This is a genomic window from Klebsiella sp. K47 (assembly GCF_051858335.1).
Classification (GTDB): domain Bacteria; phylum Pseudomonadota; class Gammaproteobacteria; order Enterobacterales; family Enterobacteriaceae; genus Klebsiella; species Klebsiella pneumoniae.
In genome coordinates, this window is the sequence record NZ_JBPYUI010000002.1 from 144,659 (window position 1) to 166,567 (window position 21,909).

The following is a 21,909-nucleotide window of genomic DNA, read 5'->3' on the forward strand; positions in this document are numbered from 1 at the left end:
CCTGTCCCGGGGGCGGCGCGATGCGCCTTCCCCGGGCTACCACGATAATCCCGCACGCTAGCCCGGCTAAGGCGACAGCCGCGAGCCGGGGGAAACCGCGACAAGAATCAGCGCTGCTTACGCACCTTCGTTGCTTTCAAAATGACAAACTTATTGTTCGTCGCAATCGTCGTGCAATTACCAAACGCGCGCTTCAGCTTACGGAAGTAATCGAGGTGGCGGTTGCCGACGACGTACAGCTCGCCGCCGTATTTCAGGCTGCGGCGGGCATCGTTAAACATCTGCCAGGCGATATGGTCGGTAATAGCGTGTTGCTGATGGAACGGCGGATTACACAGAATCGCCGTAAAGCGGTCAGGCTCAATGCCGGAGAGCGAGTTGTTGACCATAAATTCACAGCGTGCGATATCGTCCGGCAGATTGCGCTCGACGTTCAACCGGCTGGAAGCCACCGCCATGTGCGACTCATCGGTGAACATCACGCTGGCGTTTGGATTTTGCGCCAGCGCCTGCAGGCCAATCACCCCGTTGCCGCAGCCGAGATCGGCGATCTCGCCTTCTAGATCAGACGGTAAATGCTGCAGGAAGAAACGCGCGCCGATATCCAGCCCGCTGCGGGCAAAAACGTTGGCGTGGTTATGGATGGTCCACGGCCTGCCGTCCAGCTTCCAGCTGTAGGTTTGCGGCGCATCGGCAAGCTCAGGAGCGGTGAAAACGCAGTGGATCAGACGCGCTTTTTTCCACGCCAGCGAGGTGGTGGTGGTGCCGAGGATTTTTTCAAACAGCGCCAGCGTCGAGTTGTGCACATCACGGGCTTTCGCCGCGGCGATGATGCGGGTTTCCGGCGTAACTACTTCGCGCAGGGCGCGCAGCTGCTGTTCCAGCAGCGCCAGCTGTTTTGGCACCTTAATCAGCACCAGCGCCGGCGCGGCCGGTAGCGGGCTCAGGCTATCCTGAAAGCGCACGTTCTCTTCATCGATACCGTTCATCCGCAGGTTGTGGCGGGTCGCCAGCTCGGAAATAAAGGAGTCGTTGATACTGACCGGGTTGCGCTCCGCCAGCGCGCAGGCGAGCGCGCCGAAGCCGTCGTTGAAGATGAGCGTCAGGCCGTCGACGTCATTCACCTGTTGCAGCAGATATTCATCCGCCGCTTCCCATGCCTGAAGCGCTTCTTCTTCAGCGTTAGGTGGGAACCGCTCTAATGTGAATAACTCACCGTTTAACTCTGCCTGGCTCATCGCCTCTCCGCCTCCGGAATAGTAAAACCCGCGAGTTTATACGCAAATCCTGTCCAGTTGAAGAGAGATCGCTGATCATCGCCGCTCAGCGTAGATCGCCCTCGTCATCGGCTCGCAGCAGCGTTATCGACGCGCGGGCGCCGGGCATCAGCTGCTGCAGATAACCTACCAGCCGCTCTCCCGCCTCATGCAGGGCCGACAACGGCATCGCCGGCAGGCTTTCGAGAATAAACCACATCGTCTGCGCGCCGCTGTCCAGCCGGGTGCGCACGCCCTGTCGCCAGTTCCAGCGTCGGCAGGTTACGCCTATATCATCCCGCCAGATGACTTCGCCCGGCTCCGGATATTCCACTACCGGCTCTGCCGATTTTAGCGTATCGAATGGCTCATCGCCGCGGGCAATGGTCAGCCGCGGTTCGCCACGGTAGGCGGCCAGATTTTCCCCACCGACCGGGACGGCATAGCGAATGCTGATCGCGTTGTAGATATCCACCACCGGATCGATGGCCGGCAGGCTCCCCTCTTTCAGCACCCGCTTGCGCAGCGCCTGCGCCGAACAGGGGGTACGTTTCGCCTTCGCGCCGAAGGCGCTGAACGCTTCATCCCATGCCGCCAGGTGCGCTTGCGCCCAGGGCACATCATCCTGCTGCACCGCCAGGCAGGCCTCGGCCAGCGCCTGCTCCGCGACGGCGGGATCGGCCACCGGCGCGCTCTCCACCACAATACTTAATGCCCGAAAGCCCGGCGCCAGGCGGCTGACCGCAGATTCGATTGACGGCGTTACGCTACGCATTCGATAATCCTGTAATGACCAATTTGTTTCATCATAGTGACCAATGAACGTAAAAGTCAATATAACGACCGATTCAGGATCTGATGTCGACCAGGTAAGTCGCGCCGTCGCCACGCGGCTGAAGGCCTACCGTAAAGCGAAAAAAATGTCGCTGGACGAGCTGTCGCGCCGGGCCAGCATCAGCAAAGGTATGCTGGTCGAGATGGAAAAAGAGGCCGCCAATCCCAGCATTGCGATCCTCTGCAAACTCGCCGCCGCGCTGGGCGTCTCGGTGGCGGATATTGTCAATGTGGCAAGCGAACCCGCGTTGCATATTATTCCCGCCGAGCAGATCCCCACCCTCTGGCAAGGCCCGCTGGGGGGCAGCGCCAGGCTCCTCGCCGGCACCGCCGGGCCGAATATGATTGAGCTGTGGCGCTGGGAGATGCAGCCCGGCGAAGCCTTTGCCTCGCCTGGCCACCCGGCAACAACCTTCGAGCTGCTGCACGTGGAAGCCGGCGCGCTGACGCTGACGCTTGGCGAGACCTGCCGCACGGTGGCGGCCGGGGAATCGGCGGTGGCCCGCACCGAAATAGAGCACGGTTACCGCAATGAGGGTACCGCGCCGCTGGTCTTTACCATGACCGTGGCTGAACTGCCCTCCTGACAGACATAATGATAAGACGATGACAAAACTCATTTATTTACAGGGCTATCCTGAATCGCTGCTGGCGCAGGTGACCACGTTAATCGAGCAAGACCGCCTCGGCGAGGTGCTGCAAAAGCGCTATCCGCAAGGGCACGACGTTAACAGCGATAAAGCGCTGTATCAGTACACCCAGGACTTGAAAAACCGCTTTCTGCGCGGCGCGGCGCCGATCAACAAAGTGATGTATGACAGTAAGATCCACGTGCTGAACAATGCGCTCGGCCTGCATACCGCCATTTCCCGCGTGCAGGGCGGTAAGCTGAAAGCTAAAGCGGAAATTCGCGTGGCGACGGTATTTCGCGACGCGCCGGAAGCCTTTCTGCGGATGATCGTGGTTCATGAACTGGCGCATCTGAAAGAGAAGGATCACAACAAGGCTTTTTATCAGCTGTGCTGCCATATGGAGCCGCAGTACCACCAGCTGGAGTTCGACACCCGCCTGTGGCTGACGCACCTTTCGTTAAATCGTTCTGCGTAGTGACGCACTGGTTTTGTCATGACGGCATGATAGAGTGGCGGCAGGTTCCCTTTAACGGAGTTCGTCAACGTTTATGATACGTTTCGCAGTTGTTGGCACAAACTGGATCACCAAGCAGTTTGTCGATGCCGCCCATGAAACCGGCAAATATAAACTTACCGCCATCTACTCCCGCAGCCTCGAACAGGCGCAAGCCTTCGCCAAAGACTATCCTGTCGAGCATCTGTTTACCTCGCTCGATGAACTGGCACAGAGCCCTGACGTTGACGCGGTCTATATTGCCAGCCCGAACTCGCTGCACTTTCCGCAGACCCGGCTGTTCCTGAGCCATAAGAAGCACGTCATTTGCGAAAAGCCGCTGGCGTCGAACCTGCAGGAAGTCGAGGCGGCGATAGCGCTGGCGAAAGAAAATAACGTGGTGCTGTTTGAAGCCTTTAAAACCGCCAGTCTGCCTAACTTTCTCCTACTAAAAGAAACGCTCGCTAAAGTGGGCAAACTACGCAAAGCCTTTATCAACTACTGTCAGTACTCCTCGCGCTATCAGCGCTACCTTGACGGCGAAAACCCCAACACCTTTAACCCGGCGTTCTCTAACGGTTCGATTATGGATATCGGCTTCTATTGCCTGGCGTCCGCTGTGGCGCTGTGGGGCGAGCCGCAGGCCGTTCTTGCCACCGCCAGCCTGCTGGACAGCGGCGTAGACGCCCAGGGCACCGTGGTGCTGAGCTATGGCGACTTCGACGTGACGCTGCATCACTCCAAAGTTAGCGATTCCGCGATCCCCAGTGAAATTCAGGGCGAAGACGGCGCGTTAGTGATCGAAAAAATCTCCGAATGTCAGAAGCTGGCGTTTGTGCCGCGCGGCGGTAAAGCCCAGGACCTGACGCAGCCCCAGCACATTAATACCATGCTGTATGAGGCGGAGACCTTTGCGCGGCTGGTGGAGACACAGGATGTGGATCACCCGGGCCTGGCGGTGAGCCGGATCACCGCCAAACTGTCCAGCGAAATTCGTCGCCAGACCGGAGTGATCTTCCCGGCCGATACGCAGCCGCTGGCGTAAAAGAGTGTAAAGGCCCGACCGGCCGCCATTGACGAAAACCGCCCTGTGACATATTTTGTTACGTGCAAAGGGGAGTAACTTCCTTGCCGGTTGATCGTCATTACGATGCGTGCAATACCGCATCCGGTCGCCGGGCAATAACCAAAGCCCATCGCGATGTACTTTGGTTGTTGTAAGTGAGACCTTGCCGGAAGGCGAGGTCTATGCATAAAAGCGCAGCGGCTGCCGTCTTCCGACGTCAGCCGTTTTGTTTTTATGTAAGGAATATCAAATGAATACTGTCGGCACGCCGTTGCTATGGGGTGGATTCGCTGTCGTTGTCGCGATCATGTTGGCAATCGACCTGCTGCTTCAGGGACGACGCGGTTCGCATAGCATGACCATGAAGCAGGCCGCTGGCTGGTCAATCCTCTGGGTCACGCTTTCTCTGCTGTTCAACGCCGCCTTCTGGTGGTATCTGGTGCAAACTCAGGGCCGGGCCGTCGCCGATCCGCAGGCCTTAGCCTTCCTCACCGGTTATCTGATTGAAAAAGCGCTGGCGGTCGATAACGTCTTCGTCTGGTTGATGCTGTTCAGCTATTTCGCCGTACCGCCTGCTCTGCAGCGCCGGGTGTTGGTGTATGGCGTACTGGGCGCGATCGTTCTGCGTACCATTATGATCTTCGCCGGCAGCTGGCTGATTTCGCAGTTCGACTGGCTGCTGTACGTCTTTGGCGCCTTCCTGCTGTTTACCGGCGTGAAGATGGCGCTGGCGAAAGAGGACGACTCCGGCATCGGCGATAAACCGCTGGTGCGCTGGATCCGCAGCCATCTGCGGATGACCGATAAAATCGAGAGCGAGCGCTTCTTCACCCGTAAAAACGGGGTGCTGTTCGCCACCCCGCTGCTGCTGGTGCTGATTCTGGTGGAACTGAGCGACGTGATTTTCGCCGTCGACAGTATCCCGGCAATCTTCGCGGTCACCACCGATCCGTTTATCGTGCTGACCTCGAACCTGTTCGCCATCCTCGGCCTGCGCGCCATGTACTTCCTGCTGGCGGGGGTCGCTGAGCGCTTCTCGATGCTCAAATACGGTCTGTCGGTGATTCTGGTGTTTATTGGCGTGAAGATGCTGATCGTCGACTTCTACCATATCCCGGTTGCCATCTCGCTGGGCGTGGTGGGCGGCATCCTGGCCGTCACGCTGCTGATTAACGCCTGGGTCAACAGGCAGCACGACAAGCAGCGCAAACTGCCAGAGTAATCTGCTACCGCGCCGTCGGCCCTCGCTGGCGGCGCGGTAATCAGCTATAGCAGACGTTCTCGTAACGAGAATACCTGCTCATGTCACAATTATGTTACTACGCAGTTAAAAAATAAGATCCATATTAAAATCACAGTATTTTACGCTTCCCGCCAGTCTTTCTTTCCGTATACTCGACTATGCAAACATCTACTTACATCCTGACATAAACGTAAAAAATAATACGTGGCTGGGATGGCTTGCTACATCACTGGAAGGAATGAATTATGACAACACGCACTCCCTCATCAGGGTGGCTCTCCCGCCTGGCGCAAGGCAGCCTGGTGAAACAAATTTTAATCGGCCTGGTGCTTGGCGTACTGTTGGCGCTGGTCTCTAAGCCTGCGGCTATCGCCGTCGGTCTGCTGGGGACCCTGTTCGTCGGCGCGTTAAAAGCGGTAGCGCCGGTGCTGGTATTGATGCTTGTCATGGCCTCGATCGCCAACCATCAGCACGGACAAAAAACCAGTATACGCCCCATTCTGTTTCTCTATCTGCTGGGCACCTTTAGCGCGGCGCTGACCGCGGTGTTGTTCAGTTTTCTCTTTCCCTCGACCCTGCACTTAACCACCGCCGCCGACAGCATCACGCCGCCGTCGGGGATTGTTGAGGTGCTGCGCGGCCTGCTGATGAGCATGGTGTCCAACCCGATCGACGCTCTGCTGAACGCCAACTATATCGGCATTCTGGTGTGGGCGGTGGGGCTTGGCTTCGCCCTGCGTCATGGTAACGACACCACCAAAAACCTGATCAACGACGTCTCCCACGCGGTGACCTTTATCGTTAAAGTGGTGATCCGCTTTGCGCCGCTGGGGATCTTCGGCCTGGTATCTTCCACCCTGGCGACCACCGGTTTCGAGACCCTGTGGGGCTATGCCCAGCTGCTGCTGGTGCTGGTGGGCTGTATGCTGCTGGTAGCGCTGGTGATTAACCCGCTGCTGGTGTTCTGGAAGATCCGCCGCAACCCCTATCCGCTGGTGCTCACCTGCCTGCGCGAAAGCGGCGTTTACGCGTTCTTCACCCGCAGTTCCGCCGCCAACATTCCAGTGAATATGGCGCTGTGCGAGAAGCTGAATCTGGATCGTGATACCTATTCGGTCTCTATTCCACTGGGGGCGACCATCAATATGGCTGGCGCGGCAATCACCATCACCGTGCTGACGCTGGCGGCGGTGCATACGCTGAATATTCCGGTGGATCTGCCGACGGCGCTGCTGCTGAGCGTGGTCGCTTCGCTGTGCGCCTGCGGCGCCTCCGGCGTGGCGGGCGGCTCGCTGCTGCTGATCCCGCTGGCCTGTAATATGTTTGGGATCCCGAACGATGTGGCGATGCAAGTGGTTGCCGTTGGCTTTATTATCGGCGTGCTGCAGGACTCCTGCGAAACCGCGCTGAACTCCTCCACCGACGCCCTGTTTACCGCCGCGGCCTGCATGGCGGAAGACGACCAGCTGGCGAAAAACGCCCTGCGCGGATAACGCCTTTCCCCTCCGCTATCGGGCGGAGGGACTCTCTTCCTGTACTGCGTTTTCAACCTTAAACGGATCGATACCGCGCTTTTGCATCCGGCGGAAGCGAATGATGTTCAGCCCGTTGACGATCAGGAAACTGCCTTCTATCAGCGTCCCGCCAATGGAACCCAACCACAGATTATGCGTGACCCAGCAGGCGGTGGAGCACCACATCACGCAGCGGACGGTTAGCCCTTTGCAGCGAAACAGCGCCCAGGTGCTGGCGACGGTGCCAATGATCGGCAGCAGCTCCATGGCATGCTGCAGTTTACCCAGGCCGAGAATCAACGTCAGGAGGATAAAGACTGTCATCACCCACAGGCTACGGGTGCGTAAGGAAATGACCGTGCGAAGCGCATTGAGCCCGGCGCTCATTCCAGCCGGCCCGGCGCCCATCAGGAAAAAATGAACGCCGATAATAGCGCTATAGACCGCCAGCTGTAGCCTGAAACGGCGTTCATCGCGGTTGATAAAGGTGGTAATGCCGATAAGAAAGGCGATGACGCCGACCCCCTGGGCCAGCCAATACGCGGTCATGTAAGCTCCCTGACTGAAAAAAACAAACGGCGCTTCACTGGCTGAAACGCCGCTGTTACGAGCCCGATGGCGGTACGCTATCAGGCCGATACACAAACCAAGCCTCTGGGCGCCAACGCAAATACGCCTTTACAGGGTAACACCGCTTTTAAAGATGGCCAGCTCGCGGAAGTCATTCTGCTCATTACAGGTCGGTTTACCGTTGGCGAAGGCTACAATGGCATCCACAAACTCTTCCAGCAGCTGCGGCATCGTTTTGCCGTGGAGCAGCTGTCCGGCATCAAAGTCGATCCAGTGCTTTTTCTTCGCCGCCAGCTCGCTATTGGTGGCGATCTTCACCGTTGGCACAAAGCCGCCGTACGGCGTGCCGCGACCGGTGCTGAACAGCACCATATGGCAGCCGGCGCCGGCCAGCGCGCTGGTGGCGACCGCGTCGTTGCCCGGCGCGCTCAGTAAATTCAGACCATGAACCTTCAGGCGCTCGCCGTAGCGCAGAACATCCACCACCTGGCTGGAGCCCGCTTTCTGAGTACAGCCCAGCGACTTATCTTCGAGAGTAGTGATCCCTCCGGCCTTATTACCCGGCGAGGGGTTTTCGTAAATAGGCTGGTCGTGAGCAATAAAGTACTGCTTAAAGTCATTGACCATGGTCACCAGCTTGTCGAAGGTCGCTTCGTCGCGGCAGTGGCTCATCAGCAACTGTTCAGCGCCGAACATCTCCGGCACTTCGGTCAGCACGGTAGTGCCGCCGTTGGCGATCACATAGTCTGAGAAGCGGCCCAGCATCGGATTAGCGGTAATGCCCGACAGGCCGTCCGATCCCCCGCACTCGAGGCCAAACTTCAGCTCGCTGAGCTTGCCCGGCTGGCGTTTATCCTGACGCATCACTTCATACAGCTGATGCAGATGCTCAACCCCCGCCTCCACTTCATCGTCCTGATGCTGGCAAACCATAAAGTGCACGCGCTGCGGGTCAAACTCGCCCAGCGTCTCGCGAAAGGCCTCCACCTGGTTGTTTTCACAGCCAAGGCCAACCACCAGCACCGCCCCGGCGTTCGGGTGACGAACCATATTTTGCAGCATGGTGCGAGTGTTGATGTGATCGTCCCCAAGCTGCGAGCAGCCATAGGTGTGGCTGAAGAGATGTACCCCATCGATATCCTCAGCGCCATACGTCTCTTTCAGGAAACGGTTCTGCATTTGTCTGGCCATCGCGTTGACGCAGCCGACGGTCGGCAGGATCCACAGCTCATTGCGCACGCCGACGTCACCGTTGGCGCGACGATAAATCTGTACTTCGCGATCCGCAGGCTGTGGCGGTTGGGCAACCAGGTCCGGTTGATAGCGATACGCGTCAAGGTCGCTGAGATTGGTGCGCGTATTGTGCGCATGAACATGCTCGCCCGGCGCGATATCCGCCAGCGCATGGCCAATCGGCAACCCGTACTTAACGACGTTTTCCCCTTTCGCGATAGCGCGCAGTGCAAACTTGTGGCCGCGAACGATATCCTGGCCGAGGGTGACCGAGTCATTATCAATCGTCACCACGCTACCGGCAGCGATATCCGTCAGCGCGACCGCGACGTTATCCTGCGAATGGATTTTGATGTATTGCATATCAACCGACCTCTGGCCTTAGTTCAGTTCAATGGCGAAATAGTCACGCGCATTGTTAAAGCAAATGTTTTTCACCATCTCGCCCAGCAGCGCGATATCCGCAGGCGCTTCGCCGGCAGCCACCCAACGGCCGATCATCTGGCACAGAATGCGGCGGAAGTATTCGTGGCGCGTGTAGGAGAGGAAGCTGCGACTGTCGGTCAACATCCCGACGAAGCGGCTCAGCAGCCCGAGCTGCGCCAGCTGGGTCATCTGCCGCTCCATACCGTCTTTCTGATCGTTGAACCACCAGCCGGAGCCGAACTGCATCTTGCCTGGCATGCCTTCACCCTGGAAGTTACCGATCATGGTGCCCAGCACTTCGTTATCACGCGGGTTCAGGCAGTAGAGAATCGTTTTCGGCAGCAGGTTTTCTTCGTTCTGCTTGCTCAGCAGCTTAGACAGCTCTTCCGCCATCGGACGATCGTTGATCGAGTCGAAGCCGACGTCTGGCCCTAACAGTTTGAACTGACGGAGGTTGTTGTTACGCAGCGCGCCAATGTGGTACTGCTGGACCCAGCCGCGACGGGCATACTCTGCGCCGAGGAACACCAGCACCGCGGTTTTGAACTGCGCCACTTCGTGTTCGCTAAGGGTCTCGCCAGCCAGGCGGCGCGCCAGAATGTCATCCAGCTCGGCGTCGGTCGCTTCGGCAAACAGCACCACGTCCAGCGCATGATCGGAGACTTTGCAGCCGTGTGCGGCAAAATGATCCAGACGTTTGGTCAGGGCGCTTTGCAGGTCAGCGAAGCGGCGAATATCGGTATCGGATACCTCGCCCAGCTTAGCCATATAATCATTGAAGGTCGCCAACTCGATGTTGAACGCTTTATCCGGGCGCCAGCTCGGCAGCACTTTGATGTCAAAGGAGTTGTCTTTGGCGACAGCCGCGTGGTGCTCAAGAGAATCAATCGGATCGTCGGTGGTACCGACCATCTTCACATTCATCTGCTTCATGATTCCGCGGGCGGAGAAGGCATCCTGAGCCAGCAAATCATTACACTGGTCCCAGATCTCATCGGCGGTGGATGGCGACAACAGCTTACCTGTAATACCAAAAGGTCGACGCAGCTCTAAATGGGTCCAGTGGTATAACGGGTTGCCAATAGTGTGCGGAACCGTGGCCGCCCAGGCGTCAAATTTCTCGCGATCGGACGCATCACCGGTACACAGACGCTCCGGCACGCCGTTAGTGCGCATTGCGCGCCATTTATAGTGATCGCCTTTCAGCCAGATGTCATACAGGTTTTTAAAGCGATAGTTTTCGGCAACCTGCTGCGGCGGAAGGTGGCAGTGGTAGTCGAAAATCGGCTGATCTTTGGCGTAATCATGGTACAGACGGCGGGCAAACTCGGTATCAAGTAGAAAATCTTCAGTCATAAACGATGTCATTCGCGTGTCCTCTTCGCTCCAGTGCGGGAGCCTTTCAGATGATTGACTACAATGCTGACAAAGTTATCACACCAATTTCTACAGACCGAACTGTTTTTCGTGAGTTAGATCAATAAACGTCGATAAAAAAATGACCGCCCTGGAGCAAAACACCTCGCCAGAGCGCGCCATCTCTGGCTTTCCAGGCAAGGGATAAAGACCACACTAACTTTCCCACTTTTGTGACAGCTCTCAACTTTTAAAGTTGTATGACAAGTTATCTTTCTGCCGTCGCAACATATAAACCGACGGAATGCATTACCGGTGCTTATGGCATCGGCTTATACGGAATGGATACCGACTTTCAACATAACAACTGATGGTAAGGTTCAGGCCAGAGGGGACTACCCTCCTGAATCCTCCGTTTCGCTTTCCCGGCCGCTTATTGCGCTCGGTAAAGGCCGCACCTGATGCGGAAAGATAACAGACGATGAGGTTTACATGCGTAAAATTAAAGGGTTACGTTGGTACATGATCGCGCTGGTGACGCTGGGCACCGTGCTGGGCTACCTGACCCGTAACACCGTAGCGGCGGCCGCGCCGACGCTGATGGAAGAGTTACACATTTCGACCCAACAGTACTCCTATATCATTGCAGCCTATTCCGCTGCCTATACCGTTATGCAGCCCGTCGCGGGGTATGTCCTTGATATTCTGGGGACCAAAATTGGCTATGCCTTCTTCGCCATCGCCTGGGCGGTATTCTGCGGCTCAACGGCGCTGGCCGGCAGCTGGGGTGGACTGGCGCTGGCCCGTGGCGCAGTCGGCGCAGCGGAGGCCGCAATGATCCCCGCCGGCCTGAAGGCCAGCTCAGAGTGGTTCCCGGCAAAAGAGCGCTCTATCGCGGTGGGCTACTTCAACGTGGGTTCCTCTATTGGCGCCATGATCGCGCCGCCGTTGGTGGTGTGGGCGATTGTCATGCACAGCTGGCAGATGGCGTTCATCATCTCCGGGGTATTGAGCTTCGCCTGGGCTATCGCCTGGCTTATCTTCTACAAACACCCGCGCGACCAGAAAAAATTATCTGACGAAGAACGTGACTACATCATTGGCGGTCAGGAGTCTCAGCATCAGACCAATAACGCGAAGAAAATGTCGCCGTGGCAAATCCTGCGCAACCGTCAGTTCTGGGGTATCGCCCTGCCGCGCTTCCTCGCCGAGCCGGCCTGGGGGACCTTTAACGCCTGGATCCCGCTGTTCATGTTCAAAGTTTACGGTTTTAACCTGAAAGAGATCGCCATGTTCGCCTGGATGCCGATGCTGTTCGCCGACCTCGGCTGCATCGTCGGCGGATATCTGCCGCCGCTGTTCCAGCGCTGGTTTGGCGTCAACCTGATCGTGTCGCGTAAAATGGTGGTCACCATGGGCGCCCTGCTGATGATTGGCCCGGGGATGATCGGCCTGTTCACCAGCCCGTACGTGGCGATTGCCCTGCTGTGCATCGGCGGGTTCGCTCACCAGGCGCTGTCCGGGGCGCTGATTACCCTCTCTTCCGACGTCTTTGGCCGTAACGAAGTCGCTACCGCCAACGGTCTGACCGGGATGGCCGCCTGGCTGGCGAGCACCATGTTCGCCCTGGTTGTCGGCGCGCTGGCAGACACCATCGGCTTTAGCCCGCTGTTTGCGGTACTGGCCGTCTTTGACCTGCTGGGCGCGCTGGTTATCTGGACGGTGCTGAAAAACAAACCGGCTGACGATGACTCGACGCCGCTTAGCAGCCGCAAACCGGTCACGCAGAGTTAGATCGAATGGCAAGGTTATCGCCGATCAAGCCGCCTTCTCAGGCGGCTTTTTCATGCCTGCCAGTGGTGGAAAGCGCGTAAAAGTGGTATAACAAATCGAATATTGTCGCCATCTTCCGGGAGCGAATATGGAAATCATTGAACCACGCCGTCTATATCAGCAGCTTGCCGCTGAGCTGAAGACGCGCATCGAACAAGGTGTCTACCTTGTAGGGGATAAGCTGCCCGCCGAGCGCTTCATCGCCGATGAAAAAAACGTCAGCCGCACCGTGGTTCGTGAAGCCATTATCATGCTGGAAGTGGAAGGGTATGTCGAAGTCCGCAAAGGGTCGGGTATCCACGTCATCTCCAACCATCCGAAATACCAGCAGGTGGCCGATGAAAGCCTTGAGTTCGCCAACTATGGCCCCTTTGAACTGCTGCAGGCGCGGCAGCTAATTGAAAGCAATATTGCTGAATTCGCGGCGACTCAGGTGACCAAACAGGACATCATGAAGCTGATGGAGATTCAAGAGAAAGCGCGTAACGAGAAATGTTTCCGCGACTCCGAGTGGGACCTGCAGTTTCACGTCCAGGTGGCGCTGGCGACGCAGAACAGCGCGCTGGCGGCGATCGTGGAAAAGATGTGGACCCAGCGCGTTCATAACCCCTACTGGAAAAAGCTGCATGAGCATATCGACCTGCGTACGGTCGATAACTGGTGCGACGACCACGATCAGATCCTGAAAGCTCTGCTGCGAAAAGATCCCAACGCCGCCAAGCTGGCGATGTGGCAGCATCTGGAAAATACCAAGCAAATGTTGTTCAACGAAACCAGCGATGACTTTGAATTTAATGCCGATCGCTACTTATTTGCCGAAAACCCAGTCGTTCATCTCGATACCGCAGTCAACGGCGCGAAATAAGGCCTTATCCCTCCGGCGCGCCCCCCTGCGCGCCTGTCTGACAGTGAGGCTGGAGTAAGCAAGTCATATATAGTGTCAGCCTGTGTAAATCCTCTCGCCTCCCATCTCCGCAATCAGCAAAATCAACGAGCAACACGTTGCAATTTCTCTGACGGAAAGTCAGGTGATTTGTTACAATTAGATGCATTTTGTCGTTCTGGGGGTAGGTATTTACTTACTTCAGTCTTATACAGGGAAGCGTTCAGAGCGCCTAAGCAGCGACCATAATCTCATAAAAATCTTGTCGCCCTATATGCCGCGCGCTCAGACGTGCCGTTAACCGATGTACCAGGAATCGTGAATGGAACTATTTACCCAGTTATTGAATGCCTTGTGGGCTCAGGATTACGAAACGCTCGCGAATCCCTCCATGATAGGCATGCTGTATTTTGTCTTGTTTATGATTTTGTTCCTTGAGAACGGGTTATTGCCTGCCGCGTTTTTACCGGGGGATAGTCTGCTCGTGCTCGTGGGCGTGCTGATCGCCAAAGGGGCGATGGGTTTTCCGGAAACCTTGCTGCTGCTCACCGCCGCCGCCAGCCTCGGCTGCTGGCTAAGCTATATTCAGGGGCGTTGGCTGGGTAATACGCGGATCGTGCAAAACTGGCTGTCACACCTGCCTTCGCACTATCACCAGCGTGCGCATCACTTGTTTCATAAGCATGGGCTCTCCGCGCTGCTGATCGGCCGCTTTATCGCCTTCGTACGCACGCTGCTGCCCACCATCGCCGGGCTTTCCGGCCTTAATAACGCCCGTTTTCAGTTTTTCAACTGGATGAGCGGCCTGCTGTGGGTGCTCATCCTGACCTCGCTTGGCTATCTGCTGGGTAAAACCCCTGTATTCCTCAAGTATGAAGATCAGCTGATGTCCTGCCTGATGCTCCTGCCGGTTGCCCTGTTGGTCTTCGGACTGATCGGCTCGCTGGTGGTACTGTGGAAGAAAAAATACAGAAGCCGGGGCTAATGATGGTCATGAAACGCCCTTCCCTGCGCCAGTTCAGCTGGCTGCTGGGTGGTTCTCTTCTGCTCGGCGCCCTGTTCTGGCTTTGGCTGGCGGTGCAGCAGCAGGAGGCCACGCTGGCGATACGCCCGGTTGGCCAGGGTATCGGAATGCCGGACGGTTTCTCCGTCTGGCATCATCTCGATGCCAACGGCATCCGCTTTAAAAGCATCACGCCACAGAAGGATGGTCTGCTGATTAAGTTCGATTCCACCGCCCAGGGCGCGGCGGCGAAAGAAGTTCTCGGCCGCGCTCTGCCACATGGTTATATTATTGCCCTTCTGGAGGACGATAACTCGCCCACCGCCTGGCTATCCCGCCTGCGCGACGCGCCGCATCGCCTCGGGTAAGCTGCCGCCAGACTGCGTTTTTAACCCAGTCTGGTGGTTTCCCGCATTTGTTACTATGCTTAAACCTGCGGGAATCAACGCATTCACGTTCACCAACGGGAACGGGTATATCCTCCGGGTATCCCCTCAGACAATGGAAGGTACTATCCATGAAACACCGCATCGCTCTGCTTCTGGTCCTGACTTCACTTAGCGCCAGCGCCCTAGCCGCCTCTCCCTGCCAGGAAAAAGAGCAGGATATTCAACGAGAGATCAGCTACGCCGAAAAGCATCATAATCAAAGTCGCATTGATGGGCTAAATACCGCGCTACGTCAGGTTCGGGAAAACTGTAGCGACAGTAAACTCAAAGCCGATCATCAGCAAAAAATTGCCAAACAGCGGGAAGAGATCGCTGAACGTCAGCGCGATCTGCAGGAAGCCCGGAAGAAAGGCGATGCGGACAAAATTAACAAACGCCAGCATAAACTCAATGAAGCGCAACAGGAGTTAAAAACGCTGGAGTCTCGGGATTACTAATCACCATTAACTTTCGCAACACGGACCACGCTACAGGAGAACGACATGGCTAAAGAGAATGTGACTGACGACCTTCGTGCAGAACTGAAAACGCTGGCGGATACCCTGGAGGAAGTACTAAATTCCTCGGCGGACAAGTCGAAAGAAGAGATGGGTAAACTGCGCAGTAAAGCCGAGAGCGCGCTGAAAGAGAGCCGCGCTCGTTTGGGTGAAACCAGCGAAGCGATTCTTCGTCAAACTCGTGAGACCGCCGCGCGAGCGGATGATTATGTTCGCGAAAATCCGTGGACTGGGGTAGGAATTGGCGCCGCCGTCGGGCTGGTGCTGGGCGTCCTGCTGTCGCGTCGCTGATTATGGCGAATACTCAACACACGCAGGGACCGGGTCAGCGCGTTTTCTCCATTGGTCAGCGCATCGTCACGCTGCTGGTCGAAATGGTGGAAACGCGGCTGCGTCTGGTCGTCGTGGAGCTGGAGGAGGAGAAAGCCAACCTCTTCCAGCTGCTGATCATGACCGGACTGACGCTGCTGTTTGCCGCGTTTGGCCTCATGAGTCTGCTGGTGCTGGTTATCTGGGCCGTTGACGCTCAGTACCGCCTGCACGTGATGATCGCCACCACCGTTGTGCTGCTCCTTGCCGCCGCGATCGTGGGTATCCTAACCCTACGTAAGGCGCGCCGCTCCACGCTGCTGCGTCTAACGCGTAAAGAGCTGGAGAACGACCGTGCCCTTCTGGAGGAGGATAAATCGTGAATGGCCGACAGGAGCGTGAACGGCAAAAGACGCAGCTGCTGCGCCAGATCCAGCAGCAACGGCTGGAGCTCAGCGCCTGCCGCCGTCACTGGCACGAGGCGACTGCGCCCCTCGACCGCGGCTGGCATACGCTGCTGAGTTTACGTTCGTGGCTGATGGTTGGCAGCGGTCTGATGGCCGTATGGTCCGTACGACATCCGCATTTTTTAATGCGCTGGACCAAACGCGGACTCGGACTGTGGAGCACCTGGCGCCTGGTGCGCGGGATCCTGCGCCAGTCGGCAGTTCGCTAGCGGCCCTGAGCGTGAGCGCTTTCCCTGGCGCCCACGCTCTGCCATTTCCCTGTCCGTTACCGCACCCTGTTCGCAGCAACATGCGCCTTTTCCGTAGCGCGCCCTTCTCTACGACGCCATTTACCTCACGCCATACCAGGTCCGGTGGTGGCCCATCGCGTTCGGTACGCTTTCGCCTCCGCGTACTGATTGCTCAGAAACTTTGAAATAGATCTACAGTTTTCCTTGCTAACAATTCCCTCTCCGCCTCGCTACTATCCTCTCCATCGACAGCAACACCGCGTAACTACGCGGGATTGCACTAAAAAACAAAACCGCCGCCCTTTGGGTTTTCTGGAGTAACAAATGAAAAAATTAGAAGATGTTGGTGTATTGGTAGCGCGTATTCTGATGCCGATTCTGTTTATCACTGCAGGATGGGGCAAAATCACCGGTTATGCGGGAACCCAGCAGTATATGGAAGCCATGGGCGTCCCGGGCGCGCTGCTGCCGCTGACCATCCTCCTTGAGTTCGGCGGCGGTCTGGCGATTCTGTTCGGTTTCCTGACCCGGACCACCGCGCTGTTCACTGCGGGCTTTACGCTGCTGACCGCGTTCCTGTTCCATAGCAACTTTGCGGAAGGCGTGAACTCCCTGATGTTCATGAAAAACCTGACCATTGCGGGCGGTTACCTGCTGCTGGCCATTACCGGACCGGGCGCCTTCAGTATTGACCGTGTACTGAATAAGAAATGGTAAGCGCACTATACTGAATGAATGAAAAAAGCGAGGAGACCACTCCTCGCTTTTGCTATCTGTAGTCTGAAGGAGGAGCAAAGATGGGACAATTAGTCGACGGCGTCTGGCAGGATACCTGGTATGACACAAAATCCACCGGTGGGCGTTTTAAACGTTCCGTTTCCGCCTTCCGTAACTGGCTGACCGCCGACGGCGCGGCTGGCCCCAGCGGTGAAGGCGGTTTTGCAGCGGAAAAGGATCGCTATCATTTGTATGTTTCTCTCGCCTGCCCGTGGGCGCATCGCACGTTAATTATGCGTAAATTAAAAGGTCTGGAGCCTTTTCTCCCCGTATCCGTGGTCAATCCGCTGATGCTGGAAAACGGCTGGACCTTTGACGATAGCTTCCCGGAAGCCACCGGCGATACCCTCTACCAGCATGACTTTCTTTATCAGCTGTATCTGCACGCCGACCCGCACTACACCGGACGCGTGACCGTGCCGGTGCTGTGGGATAAAAAACAGCAGACCATCGTCAGCAATGAGTCGGCAGAAATCATCCGCATGTTCAATACCGCCTTCGATGGCCTTGGCGCCCGGGCCGGGGATTACTACCCGCCAGCGCTGCGGGAACAAATCGATGAGCTGAACGGCTGGATCTATGACAACGTCAACAACGGCGTGTATAAAGCCGGCTTTGCCACCAGCCAGCAAGCTTACGACGAAGCGGTGGATGCGGTCTTTACCTCGCTGGAGCGGCTGGAGCAGATCCTCGGCCAGCATCGCTATCTGACGGGCAATCAGCTAACGGAAGCCGACATTCGCCTGTGGACAACGCTGGTACGCTTCGACCCGGTATATGTGACCCATTTTAAATGCGATAAACGGCGCATCAGTGATTACCTCAATCTGTACGGTTTCCTGCGCGACATCTACCAGATGCCGGGTATCGCCGAGACGGTAAGTTTTCCGCATATCCGTCACCACTATTACCGCAGCCATAAAACCATTAACCCTACCGGTATTATTTCCATTGGGCCGCAGCAGGATCTCAACGAACCGCACGGTCGCGATCAGCGCTTCCGTTGATCTGTCGGGCGCCAGTGATGGCGCCCAATAATTCAGAAAACAGATATTTACCCACCATTCATTCACGTCTATTCTTATTGCGATCGCTTAAAAAACAAGTGATTGACGGTTAATTGAGGCGTAGAAATGGACTGGTATCTCAAGGTATTAAAAAACTATATAGGATTTGGCGGCCGTGCGCGGCGCAAAGAGTACTGGATGTTTATTCTGGTCAACCTCATCCTGACCGGCGTATTGAGCATCATCGATAAAATGCTGGGCTGGCAGCGGGCTGGCGGCGAAGGCATTCTGACCACTATCTATGGCGTACTGGTCTTTTTACCGTGGTGGGCGGTGCAATTTCGCCGTCTGCATGACACCGATCGTTCGGCCTGGTGGCTATTGCTGCTGTTGATCCCGGTCATCGGCTGGCTGGTGATCCTGATCTTTAACTGCCAGCGCGGCACCGAAGGCAATAATCGCTTCGGGCCCGATCCGAAACCCTTTTCCTACTAATCTTCCTGCTCCTCCCGCTAGCGGGAGGAGCGTCTTCATCACTATCTGCCGGCAAACAGCTTGGGGATCTCACGCAGACACCAGGACTTCGCTTCGCCCATACTGTCCCGTCGCCAGGCCATGATAATGTCAATTTCATTGGTGTATTCCGGGCTGACGACCCGCAGGCGACCTTCGGCAATATCCTTCTCCACCAGCGGATAGGGCATAGTCGCCACGCCCAGTCCGGCCAGTAGCGCCTGACGTTTATCTTCTATCGTACTCACCGTTAAACGCGGCTGTTTATCCAGCAGTTGAACGGTGAGGACGGGCCGCTCGCGCGCGGTATCCGCCACCGCGACGCCGCGGTATTTCACGCGGGTAACCTCAGAGAGCGGCTCCGGCTCCTGATGGATCGGGTGATCCGGCGCCGCGACGTACACACTGAGCACCGAATAGAGTTTGCGCGAGTTAATCTCCGAAGAGGAACGAAAATGCATATCCGGTGCGACAACGATATCCGCCCGCCCCTGCTCCAGCCGCTCCCAGGCGCCGGCCAGCACCTCAGTGATAATCGACAGCTGGGTGTTTGATTTAGTCGCCAGTTTCTCAATCAGCGGAAACAGATCCGGAGTGGGCACCAGCGCTTCGGTAACGATCGTCAGGTGGGTTTCCCAACCGCGCGACAGGGCTTCAGCATCGGTGGTGAGTTTATCCGCCGCTTCAAGCAGCACGCGCCCGCGCTCCAGCAGCATTCTTCCAACGTTAGTGAACTTCGTGCGATGACCTGAGCGGTCAAACAGCACCACGTCCAGTTCCTCCTCCAGTTTTTGCATGGTGTAGCTCAGGGCGGAAGGCACGCGTCCCAGCTCATCAGCTGCGGCAGCGAAGCTTCCGCGCCGGTCGATCGCATCCATCACGCGTAACGCTTCCAGCGTTAATGCTCTCTCTTTGGCCATCGCTTTCTCATTCAGGAAATTTGAACATACCGGGCAGAATATCTGGCTAACAATACAGCGTCCATACCTTTACCATTGATTTAGTGTAAAGAGAGGTCAAGAACATGATTACTACCCGAACAGCCAAACAATGCGGACAAGCAGACTTCGGCTGGCTGCAGGCCCGCTACACCTTCTCCTTTGGCCACTACTTCGACCCGAAATTACTGGGCTTCGCATCCTTGCGCGTCCTCAACCAGGAAGTGCTGGCGCCCGGCGCTTCCTTCCAGGCCAGAACGTACCCAAAAGTCGATATCCTGAACCTGATTCTGGAAGGCGAAGCGGAGTATCGCGACAGCGACGGCAACCACGTGCAGGCCAAAGCCGGTGAAGCGCTGCTGATCGCCACCCAGCCTGGCGTGAGCTATAGCGAGCATAATCTGAGTAAAGAGCAGTCGTTAACGCGAATGCAACTTTGGCTTGATGCCTGCCCGCAGCGGGAAAACCCGCTGCAGCAGAAAATCAATGTCGCAGACGCGACGCTGCAGCTGCTGGCCTCTCCGGAGGGCGGGGATAACAGCCTCCAGCTTCGCCAACAGGCCTGGGTCTACCATATCGCGCTGGAGAAAGGTGAGCAGATCAACGTGCAATTACATGGTCCACGCGCCTACCTGCAGTCGATTCACGGCTCCGTCCATGCCGTCGCACAGGAACAGCAAAAGCAGGCTCTCACCTGCGGTGACGGCGCATTTATTCGTGACGAAGCTAACATTACCCTCGTCGCCGATACGCCGCTGCGCGCTTTGCTGATAGATTTACCGGTGTAACAACGGAAGTGATGGAGTCTGTCAGTGAGTAAGAAGAAAAACAGAAAAAAGGCGTCACCAACGCCGTTAGCCCCGGTGCAACCGCAAGTCGCCGGGGCCGCCAGCTTTGGTTATGATGAGATGCTTAGCGAACTGGAAGCCATTGTTGCCGAAGCGGAGATCCGCCTGCGGGATGAAGAAAGTCTCGCCTGAAACGGCAAAATGGCTGGGTTGATTTTCATTAATGGCCTGAAGAAGATATCGGCCCCGCGAGGGGCCGATGGCATTATTCACTCAGCGCGTCGGCAAGATCTTTTTTCACCTGCGTGCGCTGCTCCGGCGTCAGTACCTTATTCACCTCAAAATAGTACTTCACGCGGTAATAACGCACCTGCTGATCAATCTTGCTGAAGGCCGCCAGCTGATCGTTGACCGCTTTTTCATCCCATTTACCGGAATCAATTACGTTTATCAGAGCCCCGTCTTTAATTTCCTGTTGGGAAATCTGCTGGACATTACTCTCCAACTGCTGATGCAGGCTTTTAATTTTCGCGACCTGATCGTTGGTAAGTTTTAAGTGCTGAACAATAGGATCCTGCGCCGGTGCTGGCGCCGCCTTAACGTCTGCGGCCTGAGCCGTGATAGAGAAACCGGTGGTCAACAGCGTGGCAAAGGCAATACGGGTTATCAATTTCATTTTTTTTCCTGAAGTAAAGGTGGCAGAAATAGCGGATTATTATTTTACAGGGCGCAGTGAATAAATGTAAAAAATGATAGCCAAACATTATATATATCCACAGCACTAATATACTTCACTAAAACATATAAAATATGAATACCGTGTTAACTTATATAGTTGACGCCCTAACATCACCAGGTTTTATTTTAATTTCAACAGCAAGCAAAATATTTGACAGTGGTGACTTTTCCTTTAATTTAATTAGCGCATATTACGTTATCCAGCGCATCAAGGATATCATTTAAAAATAGATAAGGAGATTGGGATGTTATTACGTTTTCGCGTATTACCGCTGGTTTTTGTCATCTCGCTGTTAAGCGGCTGCGGCCTGGCTTCTAAAGCCTTTTATTCCGCGGGAGACAAATTATTTCAACCCGGAGATGACGCCGTCGCTTCGATGCAGACGTATTCAGTGGCTCAGTTCCTGCAGCCGTTTACTCTCAACCCGGCGAAGGCCAGCAGCGATTATCTGGGTAAATGGGTCAAGGTACGCGGGGTGATTGTCGACATTCGTCGGAAGAGCGGTATCGCCGGCAGCTACTATTTTATCGTGACCATGCGAGATGAACAGAATAAAACGGATAAACGTCTTACCTTTAATTTTGGCTCGCATAACAGCGCAGACGTAGAGGCTTTAAGCAACGGCAGCGTCGCTACGATCGTCGGCCAGGTTCATCAGGTGCAAGATTCCACGATCCCGACGCTACAGAATCCTAAGGTGGTTAAATAACGGTAGCTGACCGATAAGCCGCCTTCTTTTGGTATAGCGTCGTGGACAGCCATTCATCCGCGTCACGGGTTCAGATAGCAAAAACCCCGCCGGAGCGGGGTTTTGACATAAAAAAGGTGAAACTGACCGATAAGCCGCGTTCTT

At 56.1% G+C, this 21,909-nt stretch carries 26 protein-coding genes; 19 read left to right on the top strand and 7 right to left on the bottom strand.

The genetic code is table 11. From position 1 onward, the window contains the following. Window positions 1-107 precede the first annotated feature (107 nt). Together rlmG and RRF55_RS02460 are read right to left on the bottom strand one after the other, a co-directional pair. Window positions 108-1,238, bottom strand: coding sequence for a 23S rRNA (guanine(1835)-N(2))-methyltransferase RlmG (rlmG, locus tag RRF55_RS02455; protein WP_439419086.1), 1,131 nt, complete (start codon window positions 1,236-1,238; stop codon window positions 108-110). A gap of 85 nt (window positions 1,239-1,323) precedes the next feature. Next, window positions 1,324-2,031 (bottom strand): B3/B4 domain-containing protein, encoded by a 708-nt coding sequence (locus tag RRF55_RS02460; RefSeq protein ID WP_064158981.1) that lies wholly within the window; start codon window positions 2,029-2,031, stop codon window positions 1,324-1,326. Window positions 2,032-2,074: 43 nt separating this feature from the next. On the opposite strand from RRF55_RS02460, the gene RRF55_RS02465 reads away from it, so the two are divergent. From RRF55_RS02465 to sstT, 5 genes are all read left to right on the top strand, one after another. Next, window positions 2,075-2,677 (top strand): helix-turn-helix domain-containing protein, encoded by a 603-nt coding sequence (locus RRF55_RS02465; protein ID WP_004144842.1) that lies wholly within the window; start codon window positions 2,075-2,077, stop codon window positions 2,675-2,677. 19 nt (window positions 2,678-2,696) lie between these two features. Continuing rightward, window positions 2,697-3,197: a M48 metallopeptidase family protein gene (locus RRF55_RS02470; RefSeq protein WP_002917891.1), complete on the top strand. Its 501-nt coding sequence runs from the start codon at window positions 2,697-2,699 to the stop codon at window positions 3,195-3,197. A gap of 73 nt (window positions 3,198-3,270) precedes the next feature. Beyond that, a complete protein-coding gene (locus RRF55_RS02475; RefSeq protein WP_004181399.1) occupies window positions 3,271-4,260 on the top strand; it encodes a Gfo/Idh/MocA family protein in 990 nt (329 codons plus the stop codon). A gap of 271 nt (window positions 4,261-4,531) precedes the next feature. Further along, window positions 4,532-5,503 (top strand): TerC family protein, encoded by a 972-nt coding sequence (locus RRF55_RS02480; protein WP_004144845.1) that lies wholly within the window; start codon window positions 4,532-4,534, stop codon window positions 5,501-5,503. A gap of 266 nt (window positions 5,504-5,769) precedes the next feature. Then, window positions 5,770-7,017 (top strand): serine/threonine transporter SstT, encoded by a 1,248-nt coding sequence (gene sstT, locus RRF55_RS02485; protein WP_002917895.1) that lies wholly within the window; start codon window positions 5,770-5,772, stop codon window positions 7,015-7,017. A gap of 15 nt (window positions 7,018-7,032) precedes the next feature. Here the strand turns inward: sstT and RRF55_RS02490 are convergent, their stop codons facing one another. The 3 genes from RRF55_RS02490 to uxaC form a co-directional block, all read right to left on the bottom strand. Then, entirely contained in the window at window positions 7,033-7,587 is a 555-nt protein-coding gene (locus tag RRF55_RS02490) for a YgjV family protein (protein ID WP_002917897.1), read from the bottom strand. Between the two features lie 129 nt (window positions 7,588-7,716). After that, on the bottom strand, window positions 7,717-9,204 hold the full coding sequence (locus tag RRF55_RS02495) for a UxaA family hydrolase (protein WP_002917898.1): 1,488 nt from the start codon (window positions 9,202-9,204) through the stop codon (window positions 7,717-7,719). A gap of 18 nt (window positions 9,205-9,222) precedes the next feature. Further along, entirely contained in the window at window positions 9,223-10,635 is a 1,413-nt protein-coding gene (uxaC, locus tag RRF55_RS02500; protein ID WP_002917899.1) for a glucuronate isomerase, read from the bottom strand. A 480-nt stretch (window positions 10,636-11,115) separates the two neighbouring features. Here uxaC and RRF55_RS02505 point away from each other — a divergent pair, with 480 nt between their 5' ends. The 11 genes from RRF55_RS02505 (at window position 11,116) to RRF55_RS02555 (ending at window position 18,573) form a co-directional block, all read left to right on the top strand. Next, entirely contained in the window at window positions 11,116-12,417 is a 1,302-nt protein-coding gene (locus RRF55_RS02505) for an MFS transporter (RefSeq protein WP_002917905.1), read from the top strand. A 127-nt stretch (window positions 12,418-12,544) separates the two neighbouring features. Further along, window positions 12,545-13,321: a transcriptional regulator ExuR gene (exuR, locus tag RRF55_RS02510; RefSeq protein ID WP_002917907.1), complete on the top strand. Its 777-nt coding sequence runs from the start codon at window positions 12,545-12,547 to the stop codon at window positions 13,319-13,321. Window positions 13,322-13,661: 340 nt separating this feature from the next. Continuing rightward, entirely contained in the window at window positions 13,662-14,324 is a 663-nt protein-coding gene (gene yqjA, locus RRF55_RS02515; RefSeq protein ID WP_002917909.1) for a DedA family general envelope maintenance protein YqjA, read from the top strand. An 8-nt stretch (window positions 14,325-14,332) separates the two neighbouring features. Beyond that, complete coding sequence (gene mzrA / locus RRF55_RS02520; protein ID WP_004218213.1) at window positions 14,333-14,710, top strand: EnvZ/OmpR regulon moderator MzrA; 378 nt, start codon at window positions 14,333-14,335, stop codon at window positions 14,708-14,710. A 149-nt stretch (window positions 14,711-14,859) separates the two neighbouring features. Further along, complete coding sequence (locus RRF55_RS02525) at window positions 14,860-15,228, top strand: DUF1090 domain-containing protein (protein WP_004144860.1); 369 nt, start codon at window positions 14,860-14,862, stop codon at window positions 15,226-15,228. Between the two features lie 45 nt (window positions 15,229-15,273). Further along, window positions 15,274-15,579, top strand: a complete 306-nt coding sequence (locus RRF55_RS02530) for a DUF883 family protein (RefSeq protein WP_002917916.1) — start codon at window positions 15,274-15,276, stop codon at window positions 15,577-15,579. Window positions 15,580-15,581: 2 nt separating this feature from the next. After that, window positions 15,582-15,980: a phage holin family protein gene (locus tag RRF55_RS02535; RefSeq protein ID WP_002917917.1), complete on the top strand. Its 399-nt coding sequence runs from the start codon at window positions 15,582-15,584 to the stop codon at window positions 15,978-15,980. Then, window positions 15,977-16,273, top strand: a complete 297-nt coding sequence (locus tag RRF55_RS02540; RefSeq protein WP_002917918.1) for a YqjK-like family protein — start codon at window positions 15,977-15,979, stop codon at window positions 16,271-16,273. Before RRF55_RS02535 ends, RRF55_RS02540 begins: the two co-directional genes overlap by 4 nt. Before the next feature lie 345 nt (window positions 16,274-16,618). Next, window positions 16,619-17,011 (top strand): DoxX family protein, encoded by a 393-nt coding sequence (locus RRF55_RS02545; protein WP_002917920.1) that lies wholly within the window; start codon window positions 16,619-16,621, stop codon window positions 17,009-17,011. An 80-nt stretch (window positions 17,012-17,091) separates the two neighbouring features. Then, window positions 17,092-18,078: a glutathione S-transferase family protein gene (locus RRF55_RS02550; RefSeq protein ID WP_002917922.1), complete on the top strand. Its 987-nt coding sequence runs from the start codon at window positions 17,092-17,094 to the stop codon at window positions 18,076-18,078. Between the two features lie 126 nt (window positions 18,079-18,204). Further along, complete coding sequence (locus RRF55_RS02555; RefSeq protein WP_002917923.1) at window positions 18,205-18,573, top strand: DUF805 domain-containing protein; 369 nt, start codon at window positions 18,205-18,207, stop codon at window positions 18,571-18,573. A 41-nt stretch (window positions 18,574-18,614) separates the two neighbouring features. Here the strand turns inward: RRF55_RS02555 and RRF55_RS02560 are convergent, their stop codons facing one another. Beyond that, entirely contained in the window at window positions 18,615-19,511 is an 897-nt protein-coding gene (locus RRF55_RS02560) for a LysR family transcriptional regulator (protein WP_004144865.1), read from the bottom strand. A 104-nt stretch (window positions 19,512-19,615) separates the two neighbouring features. Between RRF55_RS02560 and RRF55_RS02565 the strand changes: the two genes are divergently transcribed. Both RRF55_RS02565 and RRF55_RS02570 read left to right on the top strand, forming a co-directional pair. Beyond that, on the top strand, window positions 19,616-20,317 hold the full coding sequence (locus tag RRF55_RS02565; RefSeq protein ID WP_002917925.1) for a pirin family protein: 702 nt from the start codon (window positions 19,616-19,618) through the stop codon (window positions 20,315-20,317). Between the two features lie 24 nt (window positions 20,318-20,341). Beyond that, complete coding sequence (locus RRF55_RS02570) at window positions 20,342-20,509, top strand: hypothetical protein (protein ID WP_002917926.1); 168 nt, start codon at window positions 20,342-20,344, stop codon at window positions 20,507-20,509. A 73-nt stretch (window positions 20,510-20,582) separates the two neighbouring features. Here RRF55_RS02570 and RRF55_RS02575 read toward each other — a convergent pair whose 3' ends face one another. Continuing rightward, window positions 20,583-20,993 carry a Spy/CpxP family protein refolding chaperone gene (locus tag RRF55_RS02575; RefSeq protein WP_004149907.1) on the bottom strand — a complete coding sequence of 137 codons (411 nt, stop codon included), beginning with the start codon at window positions 20,991-20,993 and terminating at the stop codon, window positions 20,583-20,585. Between the two features lie 307 nt (window positions 20,994-21,300). On the opposite strand from RRF55_RS02575, the gene RRF55_RS02580 reads away from it, so the two are divergent. Further along, window positions 21,301-21,765 carry an OB-fold putative lipoprotein gene (locus RRF55_RS02580; protein ID WP_004150939.1) on the top strand — a complete coding sequence of 155 codons (465 nt, stop codon included), beginning with the start codon at window positions 21,301-21,303 and terminating at the stop codon, window positions 21,763-21,765. Window positions 21,766-21,909 lie beyond the last annotated feature (144 nt).